General features: G+C 61.5%; 12 protein-coding genes. 3 read left to right on the forward strand and 9 right to left on the reverse strand.

All coding sequences use genetic code 11. From position 1 onward, the window contains the following. Positions 1 to 91 precede the first annotated feature (91 nt). The 5 genes from CLU92_RS09955 to aceE form a co-directional block, all read right to left on the reverse strand. Positions 92 to 481, reverse strand: a complete 390-nt coding sequence (locus tag CLU92_RS09955) for a hypothetical protein (RefSeq protein ID WP_101481768.1) — start codon at positions 479 to 481, stop codon at positions 92 to 94. A gap of 174 nt (positions 482 to 655) precedes the next feature. Then, positions 656 to 871 (reverse strand): hypothetical protein, encoded by a 216-nt coding sequence (locus tag CLU92_RS27465; RefSeq protein ID WP_143452593.1) that lies wholly within the window; start codon positions 869 to 871, stop codon positions 656 to 658. Positions 872 to 1,069: 198 nt separating this feature from the next. After that, positions 1,070 to 2,659 carry an aspartate:alanine exchanger family transporter gene (locus CLU92_RS09960; RefSeq protein WP_101481769.1) on the reverse strand — a complete coding sequence of 530 codons (1,590 nt, stop codon included), beginning with the start codon at positions 2,657 to 2,659 and terminating at the stop codon, positions 1,070 to 1,072. Between the two features lie 241 nt (positions 2,660 to 2,900). Continuing rightward, the gene (gstA, locus tag CLU92_RS09965; protein ID WP_101481770.1) at positions 2,901 to 3,527 is read right to left on the reverse strand and encodes a glutathione transferase GstA; all 627 of its coding nucleotides are present in this window, start codon (positions 3,525 to 3,527) and stop codon (positions 2,901 to 2,903) included. A 19-nt stretch (positions 3,528 to 3,546) separates the two neighbouring features. Further along, positions 3,547 to 6,213: a pyruvate dehydrogenase (acetyl-transferring), homodimeric type gene (gene aceE / locus CLU92_RS09970; protein ID WP_101481771.1), complete on the reverse strand. Its 2,667-nt coding sequence runs from the start codon at positions 6,211 to 6,213 to the stop codon at positions 3,547 to 3,549. Between the two features lie 134 nt (positions 6,214 to 6,347). On the opposite strand from aceE, the gene CLU92_RS09975 reads away from it, so the two are divergent. After that, on the forward strand, positions 6,348 to 6,827 hold the full coding sequence (locus CLU92_RS09975; protein WP_101481772.1) for a MarR family winged helix-turn-helix transcriptional regulator: 480 nt from the start codon (positions 6,348 to 6,350) through the stop codon (positions 6,825 to 6,827). Here CLU92_RS09975 and CLU92_RS09980 read toward each other — a convergent pair. Next, positions 6,812 to 7,936, reverse strand: coding sequence for a pyruvate dehydrogenase (locus CLU92_RS09980; RefSeq protein WP_101481773.1), 1,125 nt, complete (start codon positions 7,934 to 7,936; stop codon positions 6,812 to 6,814). The genes CLU92_RS09975 and CLU92_RS09980 overlap by 16 nt on opposite strands. A 138-nt stretch (positions 7,937 to 8,074) precedes the next feature. Between CLU92_RS09980 and CLU92_RS09985 the strand changes: the two genes are divergently transcribed. Beyond that, positions 8,075 to 8,263: a hypothetical protein gene (locus CLU92_RS09985; protein ID WP_101481774.1), complete on the forward strand. Its 189-nt coding sequence runs from the start codon at positions 8,075 to 8,077 to the stop codon at positions 8,261 to 8,263. Between the two features lie 178 nt (positions 8,264 to 8,441). Here CLU92_RS09985 and metE read toward each other — a convergent pair whose 3' ends face one another. Continuing rightward, a complete protein-coding gene (metE, locus tag CLU92_RS09990; RefSeq protein ID WP_101481775.1) occupies positions 8,442 to 10,730 on the reverse strand; it encodes a 5-methyltetrahydropteroyltriglutamate--homocysteine S-methyltransferase in 2,289 nt (762 codons plus the stop codon). A 365-nt stretch (positions 10,731 to 11,095) separates the two neighbouring features. Continuing rightward, a complete protein-coding gene (alaC, locus tag CLU92_RS10000) occupies positions 11,096 to 12,313 on the reverse strand; it encodes an alanine transaminase (RefSeq protein WP_101481777.1) in 1,218 nt (405 codons plus the stop codon). Between the two features lie 342 nt (positions 12,314 to 12,655). Between alaC and CLU92_RS10005 the strand changes: the two genes are divergently transcribed. Next, complete coding sequence (locus CLU92_RS10005; RefSeq protein ID WP_101481778.1) at positions 12,656 to 13,309, forward strand: pentapeptide repeat-containing protein; 654 nt, start codon at positions 12,656 to 12,658, stop codon at positions 13,307 to 13,309. 164 nt (positions 13,310 to 13,473) lie between these two features. On the opposite strand, the gene CLU92_RS10010 is transcribed toward CLU92_RS10005, so the two are convergent. Next, entirely contained in the window at positions 13,474 to 14,688 is a 1,215-nt protein-coding gene (locus CLU92_RS10010; RefSeq protein WP_101481779.1) for an MFS transporter, read from the reverse strand. Positions 14,689 to 14,773 lie beyond the last annotated feature (85 nt).

A 14,773-nucleotide genomic window follows, 5' to 3' on the forward strand; every position in this document is an offset into this window, starting at 1 on the left:
GACTCGAATTGGCCAGCCGCCACAGACGGCGACCAGTGAGCCCATGCCCGATTGTAATGGCAGACACAGCCGCCATAGCTTCGCGACACAGTCAGGAATGCATATCCCAGAGTGAAGGAATAGGCCAAAACGGCATGTACTCATGCCAACCTACGAAGAATGAGAAGACTGCGTGGATTGCCGGCGACGAAGCAAAGGCCAGCAACACGTACCAAGCGAACTCGCTGCGCTGCATGCGCAACGCCAGCGGAGGAAGTGCAAGTGTTGCGGCAGCCGGGACGCCATAGTAGACCGGCCATGGAAACCCGGCGGTCGCACCGAACTTGGCAAAACACATGCCGACAACTACGACGACGAAAGCAATGCCGCAAGTGAGGCTAGCGGTCGGCATCACCGGCTTGGCACGCAAGGTCCAGCGCAGGATGCCGATGAATACGAGCAATGAAACCACAATGAAGATGAAGAAACGCGTGGGTGGCAAGTTTATTCCTTCAAGTAGGTGTGCATTACAGCCCGCTTTTGGCCGATAGTCGAAGTTCCCAGGAGCCTCGCCCACGTGTGTCGGTATTTACTGGCGGTTAGCTGGCTTTATTGTCGATCGATGGCCGAAAAAATCATGGCAAACATGGGTATTGCGGGAATTTTCTCTGGCAGCCTACGGATGATCTTGAATGCACTTTACGCCCTCGGCGACGTGCTCCGCCCAACCGGTTTTATGCGTTGCAAACCATGCCTCAATTTGTGGCTTTGTAGCACCACAATCCAAGGCAATTTTTTCAATTTCTTCCAGACTCTTCTCGGGCGGAGATTCGCTACATCCGGAAATGAAAGATACCAAAACGACGGTACCCAACCATAAATTATTGCTCATCAATTTCTTTCCTGTTTCAGTAGCACCACCAGCGCGGTCATCTGTTTGAGCGACTCCGGCAGGATACGGCCCAAGAGCTTAACGAATTGCCAATAAGAAAAATTCACACATTGTCACATCGATGCGAATATTTGCTGTTGGCCTATTGTGTTGAAAGACGCGGGCAAGCTGAAGTTTAGATAGAAATCCAGGCAAAAATCACCCATACAAATGCAGCAGCACCTGCACGGCGACGATCTTGACGATGGTCATGCTGGGGAAAATCATGGCATAGCCGAGGTTCGGGCGGTCCGACTTGGCCAGGCGGTTGGCGAACACCAGCACGGCCGGGTTGCCCGTGGCGCCTGCCGCAATGCCTAGCAATTCAGGAAACGGCAGGCGCAGGAAAATCTTGCCAAGAATCACGACGAGCGCCACTACCACCAGCACCGTCACGGCACCGAGCGCCAGCATGGGCAAGCCATCGGCGCCCACCTGCTGCACGAAGGGCAAGCCGGACGCCATGCCAACGGAAGCGAGGAAAATCGTCAAGCCATAGTTGCGCATGACCAGGTTGGCCGACAGGGGCAGGCGCCAGCTGATCTTGCCGACTCTGCCCAGGCGCCCCAGGATCAGCGCCATCACCAGCGGGCCGCCCGCCAGGCCCAGGCTAAACGAGCCTATCCAGGGCAAGGGGATCGGCACCAGTCCCAGCAACACACCCAGTACCATGCCCATGCCCAGCGAGACATAGCTGAATTCGGCCGTGGCCGTGATGGAATTGCCGAACAGCTTGCGCACGTCGGCCGCGTGTTTCGCTGGCGCAATGGCCATCACCCTGTCGCCAAATTCCAGGGTCAGGAAGGGATGGGGCAAAATCATGGCGTCGCCGCGGCGTATGAAGGCGATTTGCAAGGGGAAGTCTTTCGACAGGTTCAGTTCGCCCAGCGGCACGCCAACGATTTCCGCGTCGGACACAAACACTTCCGTGCCGTCGAACGCGCTGCGGTCCTTCATCAAACGGCCCGGGTCCAAATGGCCCAGCGCCGTGCGCGCCGCTTCCACGCCCCCCACCGTGCCCGACACCATCAACGCATCACCCACGCCGAGCACCAGCGATGGATCGGGCAAGCGGTTCTGGTGCCCCTGGCGCACGCCGATCACCTGCACGCCGGCCAGCGGGCCATCGGCCAGTTCGGACAGGGCCGCGCCCGCCAATTTCGCTTCGTCGATGGTAATTTCCGACACGACGATGGGCGCGGGCGGCGGCGTCAGCACGGGTTTCAAGATGCGCCCGGCCAGGTACAGACCCAGCATGGGGCCGACGACGCCGAAAGGATACGCGACGGCATAGCCGACGGCTGCGTCGCCATTGCCGTGCGACGCTTCCAGTGCCGCCTGCAGGGCCGCCGTGCTGGTCATGGCGCCGGCAAACACGCCGCTGGCCATGCGCAGCGAGATATCGATCCACTGCCCGCCCCATACGGACACGGCCAGGCCGCCCATGACGGCGGCAAACGCGATCAGATTGTGTTTTTGGCCCGCGCCACGCAAACCGGCGAAAAACTGCACGCCATACTGCACGCCTATGCCATACAGAAACAACAGCAAGCCGATGGAGCCGACCATAGTCGGCGGCACGGAGCCGGGAGCGAATGCGCCCAACGCCAGCCCCGCGAACAGCACGCCGCCCACGCCCAGCGAAAAACCGAACACGCTGATACGCCCCAGCGCATAACCGGCGCCGATGACGAGAAACAGGGCGAGGATGGGCGTCGACTCCAGCGTGTGGCGAAATAATTGAAGCATCAGACAACCTTGATCTGGAGAAAGCCCAGTTTAGCATGCACAAAAGCAACACGATGGCGATGATGACGAGCAAGCGTGCGCACGTTCATGCGGTCAAAAACGGGCAAAAAAAAGCCCGCTGCGGGAGCGGGCTGAATCTAATTCCTGTGAGGAAGTAGAGGAGACAGGTGCAATGATGCCGCGTTGCAGCATAACAATCCAATTGCATGTTGTGATGATAGAAATATGCTTTATCAATATCTTATGCCCGTTGCCGCGATGCTTCCCTGTGCATGGCTTCGCGCACGGCCGGTCTGGCGCCTATGCTTGCCAGCAAGGCCCTCACCTGCGGGAAAGCTTCCAGGTCGACTCTGGCAACATCCGACCAGCTGAGGATGGTGTACAGGTAGGCATCGGCCACGGTAAAGGTATCGCCCAGCAGGTACGGCCCGCAGCTGGCCAAGTGCCGCTCGACGTGGTCGAGCCGCGCGGCGATGCGTGAGCGGGCCACATTCTGCGCCTGCGTGCCGTATTCCGGGTGGAACAGCCAGGGACTGAAGGCCTTGTGCAGCTCGGTGGCGATAAACCCCAGCCACGATTGCAGCCGCACGCGCGCCAGCGAGCCCGGCGGCGGCGCCAGGCTGCTGTCCGGCGCCAGGTCGGCCAGGTATTGCACGATGGCTGTGCCTTCCAGCAAGATGGTGCCATCGTCCAGCGCCAGTGCGGGCACATACAGGTTGGGATTCACCTGCGCGTAATCGGCGCCCGTTTCCGTGACGCGTGGAATCTTGCGAATATCGACTCTTTCCAGCTCCAGCGCGATGCCCGCCTCGATGGCCACGATGTGCGGCGACAGGGAGCACGTTCCCGTTGCGTAATACAGTTTCATAATGCGCTCCTCGAAAAAGTTAGACGGACGCGGGATCGATTTTTTCCACGTCGATCCCGTATTGGGCGATGGCATCGCTAATCTTGCTGCGCGGCAGTTGTCCAGCGTCGGCCACCGCCGTCAGCGCGGCCAGCACGATGAAATGGCGGTCCACCTCGAAGAAGGTGCGCAAGGATTCGCGCGCATCGGAGCGGCCGAAGCCATCCGTGCCCAGGGCAACAAAGCGCCGGTCCGTCACGAACGGGCGCACCTGGTCGGCCACGATCTTCATGTAGTCGGTGGCGATCACCACCGGGCCTTGCCGGCCAGCCAGGCATTGCTGGATATATGGCACGCGCGGTTCGCTGCCAGGGTGCAGCATGTTCCAGCGCTCCACGGCCAGGCCATCGCGTCGCACCTGCGTCAGGCTGGTGGCGCTCCACACGTCGGCCGCCACGCCGAAATCCTGCTGCAGCAGAACGCCGGCAGCCTGCACTTCTCGCAGGATGGAACCGCTGCCCATCAGCTGCACGCGTGGCACAGCGGCTTCCGGGCTTTCCTGCAGCAGATACAGGCCCCGCAAGATGCCCGCCTCGGCTCCTGCCGGCATGGCCGGGTGCGGATAATTTTCATTGAGCAAGGTGATGTAATAGAAAATATCCTCTTGCTCGGCAAACATGCGGCGCATACCGTCGTGAATGATGACGGCCAGCTCGTAGGCATAGGTGGGATCATAGGAAATGCAGTTAGGAATCACGGACGACAGCACGTGGCTGTGGCCATCGTCATGCTGGAGACCTTCGCCCATCAGTGTCGTGCGGCCCGAGGTGGCGCCCAGCAAGAAACCGCGCGTGCGGGCATCGGCCGCCGCCCACGCCAGGTCGCCCACGCGCTGCAGGCCGAACATGGAATAGAAGATGTAGAACGGAATGGTGGCCAGGCCGTGGTTGCTGTACGACGTGCCGGCGGCGATCCACGAGGAAATCGCGCCCGATTCGTTGATGCCCTCCTGCAATATCTGCCCATCCTTGGCTTCCTTGTAATAGCTGAGCTGGCCCGCATCCTGCGGCGTGTACAGCTGGCCCAGGTAGGAATGGATGCCGATCTGGCGAAACAGCCCTTCCATGCCGAAGGTGCGCGACTCGTCCGGCACGATGGGCACGATGATCTTGCTCAAGGCGGGGTCTTTCAGCAGGGTGCCCAAAATGCGCACGAAGGCCATGGTGGTGGACGCGCCCCGCTCGCCGCTATCCTTGAGCTGGGTAGCGAACGCGGACAGCGGCGGTATGGGCAGCGGCGCCACCTTGCTGATGCGGGCGGGAATGTAGCCGCCCAGCTGTGCCCGACGGGCCGCGAAGTAACGCGCTTCCTCGCTGTCCGGCGCCGGCTTCAAATACGGCATCTCTTCCAGCTGGGCATCGCTGACGGGCAGCGCGAAGCGGTCGCGGAAGGCGCGCACGGCGTCGGCGCTCATCTTTTTCAGCTGATGGTTGATATTCTGCCCTTCGCCCGCCTCGCCCATGCCGAAACCCTTGACGGTTTTCGCCAGGATCACGGTCGGCCGGCCAGTCGTGCGCATGGCTTCCGCGTAGGCCGCGTGGACTTTTTCGGGATCGTGGCCGCCACGCGTCAACTGCCAGATGTCGTCATCCGTCATGTGCGCCACCAGCGCCAGCAGTTCCGGATACTTGCCAAAGAAATGCGCGCGCACATACGCGCCATTCTGCGATTTGAAGGTCTGGTAATCGCCGTCCACGCATTCCATCATGCGCTGGCGCAACAAGCCGCTCGTGTCACTCTGCAATAAAGCATCCCAGCCGCTGCCCCAGATGACCTTGATGACATGCCAGCCCGCCGCGCGGAAGGTCCCCTCCAGCTCCTGGATAACCTTGCTGTTCCCGCGCACGGGACCGTCCAGGCGTTGCAAATTGCAGTTGACTACAAAGATCAGGTTATCGAGCCGCTCGCGACCGCCCAGGGAAATGGCGGCCAGCGATTCCGGCTGGTCCATCTCGCCATCGCCGAGGAAAGCCCACACCTTGCGTCCCTGGTGCGGCTTCAAGTCGCGGTACTCGAGGTAGCGCATGAAACGCGCCTGGTAGGCGGCCGTCAGCGGCCCCAGTCCCATCGATACCGTGGGGAATTGCCAGAAATCAGGCATCAAACGGGGATGCGGATACGATGACAGGCCCTCGCGGCCTGCTTCGCGGCGGTAATTGTCCAGCTGCGCTTCCGTGATCCGGCCTTCCAGATAGGCGCGGCCGTAGATACCGGGCGCGGAATGGCCCTGGATGTAGACCAGGTCGCCGGCAAACTGGTCCGTATGGCCGCGGAAGAAATGGCTGAAGCCCACGTCGTACAGCACGGCCGCCGACTGGTAGGTGGCGATGTGGCCGCCCACGTTCGAGTGCTTGGCTGCGCGCAACACCATCACCATGGCATTCCAGCGGATGTAGGCATTCAGGCGGCGCTCGATGGCCAGGTCGCCGGGATAAGCGCTCTGGCGCGCCGTGGCGATGCTGTTGGTGTAGGCGGTGGTAACGCGGCCGTGCATGCCGCCGTGCTGCGCGGCGTCAATTTCGACCAGCTGGTCGAGCAGGTAGTGGGCGCGCGGGCGCCCTTCCACGGCAACGACGGCCTGCATCGCCTCCAGCCATTCTTTGGTTTCCTGCGGATCGATATCGGGTACAGCGAGGGATGAGGTCATGGCAGTCTCCTGGGGGTGGGCATTCATCGTCATTATCGATTGCCATTGCAATCATTGCATTTGCAATCGTTATGCCGGCCATTGTATAGCGCTATAATTGCATTTGCAACTGTGATCGTTTTGGAGGAGTACCGATGTCCGCAACTGAGTCTGCAAGCAAGTCCGCAACCGCGCCCGACCTGTGGTTTTCGTTCGTGCGCTCGCACCGTTTGATGATCCGCGAGATCGAGCGCCGCCTGGCGGCGGCCGACCTGCCCGTATATGCGTGGTATGACGTGCTGTGGGGACTCGAAAGCGGCCCGGACGGTTCGCGCCGCATGCACGAACTGGCCGACGCGCTGGCCATTGAGCGCTACAACCTGACGCGCCTGGTGGACAAGCTGGAAACGGACCGGCTGGTGACGCGCACGCGCTCGCCGGAAGACGGGCGCGCCGCCTTCGTGTCCATCACGGAAGATGGCAAGGTCTTGCGCAAGAAGATGTGGACCATCTACCAGGCCACGGTAGCCGACCTGTTCCTGGCGCAATTTGACAGTGCCGAGCAGCAGGACTTCAGCGCCGCCCTGGCCCGCGCCGCCGAGGCGGCACGCGATGCCGCTCAGAGCAAGGCGTAACGCCGCAGCGCGTATTCGACGAACTGCAGTGGCAGCGCGCCGTCGTCGGCAAGGGCCTTCAAGGCGGTGACGGCCAGCCATGGCGCACTCGTTTCCATCCTGGTATCGGCGCCGACGGCGATGAAGCGCCCGCGCACGTGGCCGCCGATCTGCCCCGCGATGTGCTGCCCGTAGCCGGTGACGGCGATGACGGGTGCGGCACTGTCGCCGAGGCAACGCCGCACATGCGCCAGTCTTGGAGTGGCGCGCGGGTGATGCAGGTTCCACTGCTCCGCCGCCTGCGCATCGCGCGCCAGGCGCGTATAGCTGGGGCAACTCCACACTTGCGTGGCGATATCCCAGTCTTCCTTCAGCAGGCGGGCGGCCTCGGCAACGACAGCCAGCATCCTTCCCGCGCCGCACAGCCGCACCCGGCATGATGCCGGACCCGGCGACGGCATGCGGTACATGCCCAGGCTGGCCGCTGCCGCATCGGCGGCCGACAAGGGCGCCGCCGCAGCACCCTCATTCGCATCTTCATCCGCACCTTCGTCATGGATGGCCAGATAGTAATAGCCTGACTGCTGTTCCAGGTACAGCGTTTCCAGTGCCGAGCGCAGGATGGCGCGTACTTCCTCGCCCGTCGCCGGGTCGAACGGCGTGCAATTGTGCTGTGCGGCAAGCCAGGCGGGCAGCGCGGGCTGCACGCCTTTCGGCCAGCGCGAGGCTTGCGTTTCAGCATCGTTGCAGACGATGCCACGCTCACCCGACTCGACCAGCAGCGCGCGCAGGGCCTGCAGCGTGGCGGGGCTGCACAGGTAGAGCAGCGGCTTTTCTGCCTGGGTCGCGGCAGGGCGATAGCGCATAGCCCAGGCGCCCGCAGACGCTCCCACATCCCAAGAGTCGCCGTCCGGGCATGGCGGCGCCTGCGTACCCACGCTGCGCACCCGCGCCACCACGGCGCCGCCCTGCTTCAGGCTGCCGGCCATGGCGCCCAGCGCGCGGCGCGGCGAAGCAGGTGGCAGCAGGAGTCCTGACGCTGGCGCCAGCGCGGCCAGGCAGGCATGGGCGACGTGGCCCGTTTCGCCGCCTGGCAGTGGCGGCTGGAAAAATGAAGGGGGTGTATGCATGGCGGCTCCTGTCTCGGTTTCGCTTGCGCATGGCAGACATTGCCTATACGATTGCAAATGCAATGATTGTAGTTGCAATCCTTTGCGCGGACAAGGGACACACGAGCCAACCGAAATTCCTGCCTTCAAGGTGAAAAAATGACGCTGAACAATCCTGAAACCGTGCGCATGGCCTATGCCGTGAAACTGACGAATGCGCAAGTCGAGGCGGCCAAGCGCCTGTATGCCGCGCATTTCGGCACCACGGACAACCCGCAGGCGCTGGCCGCCATCATCGCGGCGCTGGCACGCAATTACAGTTCCGCCGTAGCGGCGAACGTGCTGTAGCGCACGACGCATGACGCGGGCAAAAAAAAGCCCGCTACGGGAGCGGGCTGAATCTAATTCCTGTGAGGAAGTAGAGGAGACAGGTGCAATGATGCCGCGTTGCAGCATAACAATCCAATTGCATGTTGTGATGATAGAAATAGCTATTCCCTATATCTGCCCTCTCCCCCTGCCTTCCTCAGGCGACGTTGTCGCCGCGCAAGGTTTTTGCCGCCGCCACCATGTTCGCCAGCGCGGGAATGACTTCTTTCCAGCCACGCGTCTTCAGGCCGCAATCGGGGTTGACCCACAGGCGATGCGCGGGGATGCGTTCGGCTGCCTTGCGCATCAGCTTGACCATCTGTTGCTGGCTCGGAATGTTGGGCGAGTGAATGTCGTAGACGCCAGGGCCGATTTCGTTCGGATACTTGAAATCATCGAAGGCGTCCAGCAATTCCATGTCGGAGCGTGAGGTTTCTATCGTGATGACGTCCGCATCCATGTCGGCGATTTGCGCGATGATGTCGTTGAATTCCGAATAGCACATGTGCGTGTGGATTTGCGTTTCGTCAGCCACGCCATTGGCCGTGATGCGGAACGATTCCACGGCCCAGCGCAGGTACTCGGCCCACTGCGATTTACGCAGCGGCAAGCCTTCACGCAGTGCCGCTTCGTCGATCTGGATCACGCGGATCCCGGCCTGTTCCAGGTCCCGCACTTCGGCGCGGATGGCCAGCGCCAGCTGGTAGCACGATACGGAACGGGGTTGGTCGTCGCGCACGAAAGACCAGTTCAGCATGGTGACAGGCCCCGTCAGCATGCCTTTCATCGGTTTGTCCGTCAGCGACTGGGCGTAGGTGCTCCACTCGACCGTCATCGCACGGGGGCGGCTGATGTCACCGAACAAGATGGGTGGTTTCACGCAGCGCGAACCGTACGATTGCACCCAGCCGAACTGGCTGAAGGCGTAGCCGTCGAGTTGTTCGCCGAAATACTCGACCATGTCATTGCGTTCCGCTTCGCCGTGCACGAACACGTCCAGGCCCAGGGTTTCCTGTTCCCTCACGCAATGGGCGATTTCCGCCTGCATCCGTTTTTTGTAGCTGGCGTCGTCCAGCTGGCCGCTGCGGAACTGGCTACGCGCCTGGCGGATTTCCGCCGTCTGCGGGAAGGAACCGATGGTTGTCGTCGGATACAGCGGCAGTTGCAGCAACGCGCCTTGCTTGGCGGCACGCACGGCATAGTCACTGGCGCGCTGGCCCAAGGTCGCATCGATGCGGGCAACCGCCGCTTTCACCTCCGGATTGTGCACGCGGCTCGACTGGCGACGCGCTTGCACGGCCGCATGGTTGGCGTCCAGCGCCGCTTGCACAAAGGCGCGGCCATGGTTCAGTGCGCCGGCGATGGTGTGCACTTCATCGAGCTTTTGGCGGGCAAAGGCCAGCCAGGAACGGATATCGGCATCGAGCTTTTGCTCACTGTTCAGGTCGACGGGTACGTGCAGCAGCGAGCACGACGGGGCGATCCACAGGCGCGACTGCAGGCTGCGGTGCACGGGTTCAAGCCATGCCAGCACTGCGTTCAAGTCCGTCTTCCAGATATTGCGGCCGTTCACCACGCCCAGGGACAGCACGCTGGTGGCGGGCAATTGGGTGATGACTTGCTCGACTTCATCGCGGGCGCTGATGGCGTCAAGGTGCAAGCCTTGGACTGGCAATTTGCACGCCAGTTCCAGGTTCTCTTGCAGCTTGCCAAAATACGAGGCCAGCAGCAGTTTGACGTGATTGACCTTGCTCAATGCGTCATAGGCCGTGACCAGCGCCTGCTGCCAGGCGCTGTCGAGTTCCGTGACGAGTATCGGTTCGTCGATCTGCACCCATTCCACGCCTTGGGCGGCCAATTCCTGCAGCAGTTGCACGTAGACGGGCAGCAAGCCTTGCAGCAGCGCCAGTTTGTCGGAGTCATCCTTGGCCTTGCCCAGCCACAGGTAGGTAACGGGGCCGATCAGCACGGGCTTGGCTTTCACACCCAGCTGGCGCGCCTGCGCCAGTTGCAGCAGCAGGCGGCTGCTGTCGAGCTTGAATTGCGTGTCGGCAGCGAATTCCGGCACGATGTAGTGATAATTCGTGTCGAACCATTTCGTCATTTCACCGGCATGCACACAACTGCAATCGCTGTCGCTGGCCGAGCGGCCACGGGCCACGCGGAAATAATTATCGATCGCCGCACCGCCCAGATTGCGCACGCGCTGTGGCAAGTTCCCCAGGGTAAAGCTCAGGTCCAGCACCTGGTCATAGAAGGAAAAGTCACCGACGGGCGCCAGGTCCAGCGCGCTCTGGTCTTGCCAGTGGCGCTGGCGCAATGCGGCGCCATGGCCTTCCAGCGCTTCCAGGCTGCTTTGGCCCTTCCAGTAATCTTCCAGGGCGAATTTCAATTCGCGTTTGGCGCCGATGCGCGGGTAGCCCAAATTATGTGTCGTGACGGTCATGGTGGTAATGCCTCCTCGTGAAGTATGGAGACATCATAAAGGCTTCTATCCATGAAAAATAATGGTAAAACTTCATGCATTCATGATTGATATTCATGTGAACTCATGCTCGAACGCATTCACCTGGCCGTGCTGCGCGAAGTCGACCGCCTCGTTCGCCGAGCGTGCCGGCCGGTACCAAGGCCAAGACGACAGGCAAAAAAAAGCCCGCTGCGGGAGCGGGCTGAATCTATTTCCTTGGAGGAAGATAGAGGAGACAGATGCATGATGCCGCGTTGCAGCATATAAAACCACTTTATATTCGTGATGTCAGAAATACGCAGCAGTGATATTAGGGGCAACACATCATTCTATGCGGCAACTTTTTACGCTGCTGTTTCCGTTTTCCCGTCGCCGGAACGCAACATATTCTTGATGCCGCGTAATGCTTGCCGCACCCTGGCTTCGTTTTCGATCAGGGCGAAGCGCACGTATTCGTCGCCGTATTCGCCGAAACCGATACCGGGCGAGACGCTCACCTTGGCTTTTTGCAGCAGCAGCTTGGCAAACTCGAGCGAACCCAGGTGGCGGTAAGCTTCCGGGATATGCGCCCAGATATACATCGAGGCCTTCGGCTTTTCTACCATCCAGCCCGCTTCATGCAAGCCTTTCACCAGCACGTCGCGGCGACGCTGGTACTGGGCGCAAATTTCCGTCACGCAGCTTTGATCGCCTTCCAGTGCGGCGATCGCCGCCACCTGCACGGGCGTAAAACTGCCGTAGTCGTGATAGCTCTTGATGCGCGCCAGGGCCGACACCAGTTCCGCGTTGCCCACCATGAAACCGATGCGCCAGCCCGCCATGTTGTAGCTTTTCGACATGGTAAAAAACTCCACTGCCACGTCGCGCGCACCGGGCACCTGCATGATGGATGGCGCCTTCCAGCCATCAAAAGTGATATCGGCATAGGCCAGGTCATGCACTACCAAAATATTGTGCTGCTTCGCCAGCGCGACGACCCGTTCAAAGAATTCCAGCTCCACGCATTGCGCGGTGGGGTTGGACGGGAAGCCCAACACCATCATCTTCGGTTTCGGGTAGCTTTCGCGGATGGCCCGTTCCAGTTCGGCAAAGAAATCCACGCCAGGGCCCATGCGCACGGAACGGATGTCGGCGCCTGCGATCACGGCGCCCCAGATGTGGATGGGGTAACTGGGATTGGGCACCAGCACCGTGTCGCCACGGTCGAGTGTCGCCAGCATCAAATGGGCCAGGCCCTCTTTCGAGCCGATGGTGACGATGGCTTCGCTGTCCGGGTCGATATCGACCTCGTAACGCTTCTTGTACCAATGTGCAATCGCGCGGCGCAGGCGCGGGATGCCCTTGGAGGCGGAATAGCCGTGCGTGTCGGGGCGTTTCACCGTTTCGACCAGCTTGTCCACGATGTGGGCCGGCGTGGCGCCATCGGGATTGCCCATCGACATGTCGATGATGTCCTCGCCACGGCGGCGTGCGGCCATCTTGAGCTCGGCAGTGATATTGAAAACGTAAGGGGGAAGACGATTGATGCGCGAAAAGCTGCGCGGAGCTTGGCTGTCGGTCATGATATCTCTATACGTAAGCGCCCGGATCCGTCCGAGCGACGTTGGCGCAATGGGTGCGCCTGCAACGATACTAACCCGGTTTGTGCAGCACTGGCAAGGGTGCTGCAGAGCCGTTACAATGCAGGCAGATCGAAAATGAGCGCACCGGTTGGTAACCCGGTAAGTGCCTGGCGCAGTCCAGCATGCTCCCGCCCACGCGGACCCACGGCGCTGACCCTTGGCTGTTACACCAGCCGGGGAGGTGTTCTGGTTCGTGCATGTTTTTCGCCGCGCCATCCCTCCCCTGCTTTTTTTACTTTAGGAATGAGACGGATGGCAACACACGACACTGCAGCAAGCAGCATGACCCTGGATCGCGCCGGCATCGAGCAGCAACTGGCGCAATCCGTGCACCATTTCATCGATTGCACCTTCGATGGCGAAGATTTGTCGCGCCTCGATCTGCAGGGCTGCACCTTCGAGCGCTGCACCTTTGCCGAAACCAGCTTGTTCGCCAGCAAACTGGCGCGCAGCACCTGGCGCCGCTGCCGCGCAGGCAGCGCCGATTTCGAATCCGTGGACGCCGTCGATGCCACGTTCGAAGGCTGCGACCTGAACAACACGAAATGGCGGCGCGCCAAGCTGGCCTCGGTCACGTTCCGGGGCTGCAAGCTGACGGGCGCCTCGTTCGAGGAAGTGGCCCACCTGGGCCTCACCTTCGAAGACAGCCTGCTGGTGGGCGCCGACTTGCGCGGCTTCTCCTTCCGCAAGGCCATCTTGAAACAACTGGACTTTTCCGATGCCTACCTGGCAGGCTGCGACTTCCGCGACGCCGTCTTCGAAGGGGGCAGCTTGCGCAATGCCACCATCAAACTGGCGAAGTTCCAGGGCGCCGACTTGCGCGGCGCCGACATCGACGGTTTCAAGCTGAGCGAAGCGTCCTTGCTGAAAGGCGCCGTCATCACGCATGCGCAGGCAGCCAACTTCATGCGCGCGCTCGATCTGGTGGTGATTTAATCTCAACAGGCAAAAAAAAAGCCCGCTGCGGGAGCGGGCTGAATCTATTTCCTTGGAGGAGATAGAGGAGACAAGTGCATCTTGCGGCATTGCGGCATATCACGCCACTTTATATTCATGATGATAGAAATACCTGTCAGTGATAATGGGGCTGCATCAGCGCTTCAAGCCGTACGGCGCGTGGCCAGCGGCAAAAATTCTGCCAGCCACACCAGCAAGGCCAGGCCCGGCAACGCCATGCCGGTCAGCAAGGTCGCTGGCCAGCCATAGCTGGCGTACACCCAGGCGCCGATGGCCGAACCGGCCGCGCCACCGGCAAAGAACAGCGCGAAATACAGGCCGTTCAGGCGGCCCCGCACTTCCGCGCCCAGGCTGAAGATGGCGCGCTGGCCCAGCACCAGATTCGCCGCCACACCCATGTCGAGCACGATGGAAGCGATGACCAGCAAAGCCAGCGCCACATGTTTTGATTCCGGTGCCAGCATCGGCAAGGCAAAGGCGACGATGCCCAGCACCAGTGCAGCGGCCGTGGCCGGCAAGGTATGGCCCGCATCGGCCAGGCGGCCGGCGATGGGCGAGGCAACGGCGCCTGCCATGCCCACCAGGGCAAAGATGGCGATGCCCGTTTGCGTCAGGCCGAACGCGGGGCTGGCCAGCACCAGCGGCGTGACGGTCCAGAACAGGCTGAAGGCGCCGAACAGGCCGGCATGATAGGCGGCGCGGCGGCGCAGCACGGGCGTGCCCAGCAGCAAATGCCACAGCGAAGCCATCAAGGCCGGATAGCGCATGTTCGAGACAGGCTGGCGCACGGGCAAGGCGCGGCGCAGGACTGCTGCCAGGGCCAGCATCAGTACGGCGGCGCCGCCGAACACCACGTGCCAGCTCGCATGGGCCGCCACCAGCGAGGCCACGGGTCGGGCCAGCATGATACCCAGCAACAAGCCGCTGACGACCTTGCCCACGGTTTGTCCCCGCGTCGCTTCCTGCGACAGGTGAGCGGCAAACGGTACGATCACTTGCGCCGCAACGGAACCGAGGCCAATGGCCAGCGCGGCAGCCAGGAATACCACGGCGCCCGTGGAGAGGGCCGCCACCACCAGGGCCGTGGCCGTCACCAGTAAGGCGGTGATGATCAGGCGGCGGTTTTCCAGCAAGTCGCCCAGGGGCACGACAAACAAAAGTCCTAGCGTATAGCCCACTTGCGTCAGGGTGACGATCAGCCCGGCCGCCTTGGCAGACAGGCCCGTCGAGGCGCTGATGGGCCCGACGAGGGTTTGCGCGTAATACAGATTGGCCACGATCAGGCCGGAAGCGATGGCCAGCAGCAGCACCATGGCTGGCGCAATGTCGTGGGGAGCAGAAGATGAGGCCTTGTTCATGTTGTTTCCTCGGTTCGATAGGGATGTCGCCATTCTAGGCAAAACCGGGCCTCAGATAATTAGGGCATAATCCACTTACACCTTT

The sequence above is a fragment of the Janthinobacterium sp. 61 genome (assembly GCF_002846335.1).
Taxonomy (GTDB): domain Bacteria; phylum Pseudomonadota; class Gammaproteobacteria; order Burkholderiales; family Burkholderiaceae_D; genus Janthinobacterium.

Bases quoted from the DNA above. Each gene is read 5' to 3' on its own strand.
- CLU92_RS09960 (WP_101481769.1), bottom strand. From the start codon at position 2,659: ATGCTTCAATTATTTCGCCACACGCTGGAGTCGACGCCCATCCTCGCC.
- aceE (WP_101481771.1), bottom strand. From the start codon at position 6,213: ATGACCTCATCCCTCGCTGTACCCGATATCGATCCGCAGGAAACCAAA.
- alaC (WP_101481777.1), bottom strand. From the start codon at position 12,313: ATGACCGACAGCCAAGCTCCGCGCAGCTTTTCGCGCATCAATCGTCTT.
- gstA (WP_101481770.1), bottom strand. From the start codon at position 3,527: ATGAAACTGTATTACGCAACGGGAACGTGCTCCCTGTCGCCGCACATC.
- CLU92_RS09975 (WP_101481772.1), top strand. From the start codon at position 6,348: ATGTCCGCAACTGAGTCTGCAAGCAAGTCCGCAACCGCGCCCGACCTG.
- CLU92_RS27465 (WP_143452593.1), bottom strand. From the start codon at position 871: ATGAGCAATAATTTATGGTTGGGTACCGTCGTTTTGGTATCTTTCATT.
- CLU92_RS10005 (WP_101481778.1), top strand. From the start codon at position 12,656: ATGACCCTGGATCGCGCCGGCATCGAGCAGCAACTGGCGCAATCCGTG.
- CLU92_RS09980 (WP_101481773.1), bottom strand. From the start codon at position 7,936: ATGCATACACCCCCTTCATTTTTCCAGCCGCCACTGCCAGGCGGCGAA.
- metE (WP_101481775.1), bottom strand. From the start codon at position 10,730: ATGACCGTCACGACACATAATTTGGGCTACCCGCGCATCGGCGCCAAA.
- CLU92_RS09985 (WP_101481774.1), top strand. From the start codon at position 8,075: ATGACGCTGAACAATCCTGAAACCGTGCGCATGGCCTATGCCGTGAAA.
- CLU92_RS10010 (WP_101481779.1), bottom strand. From the start codon at position 14,688: ATGAACAAGGCCTCATCTTCTGCTCCCCACGACATTGCGCCAGCCATG.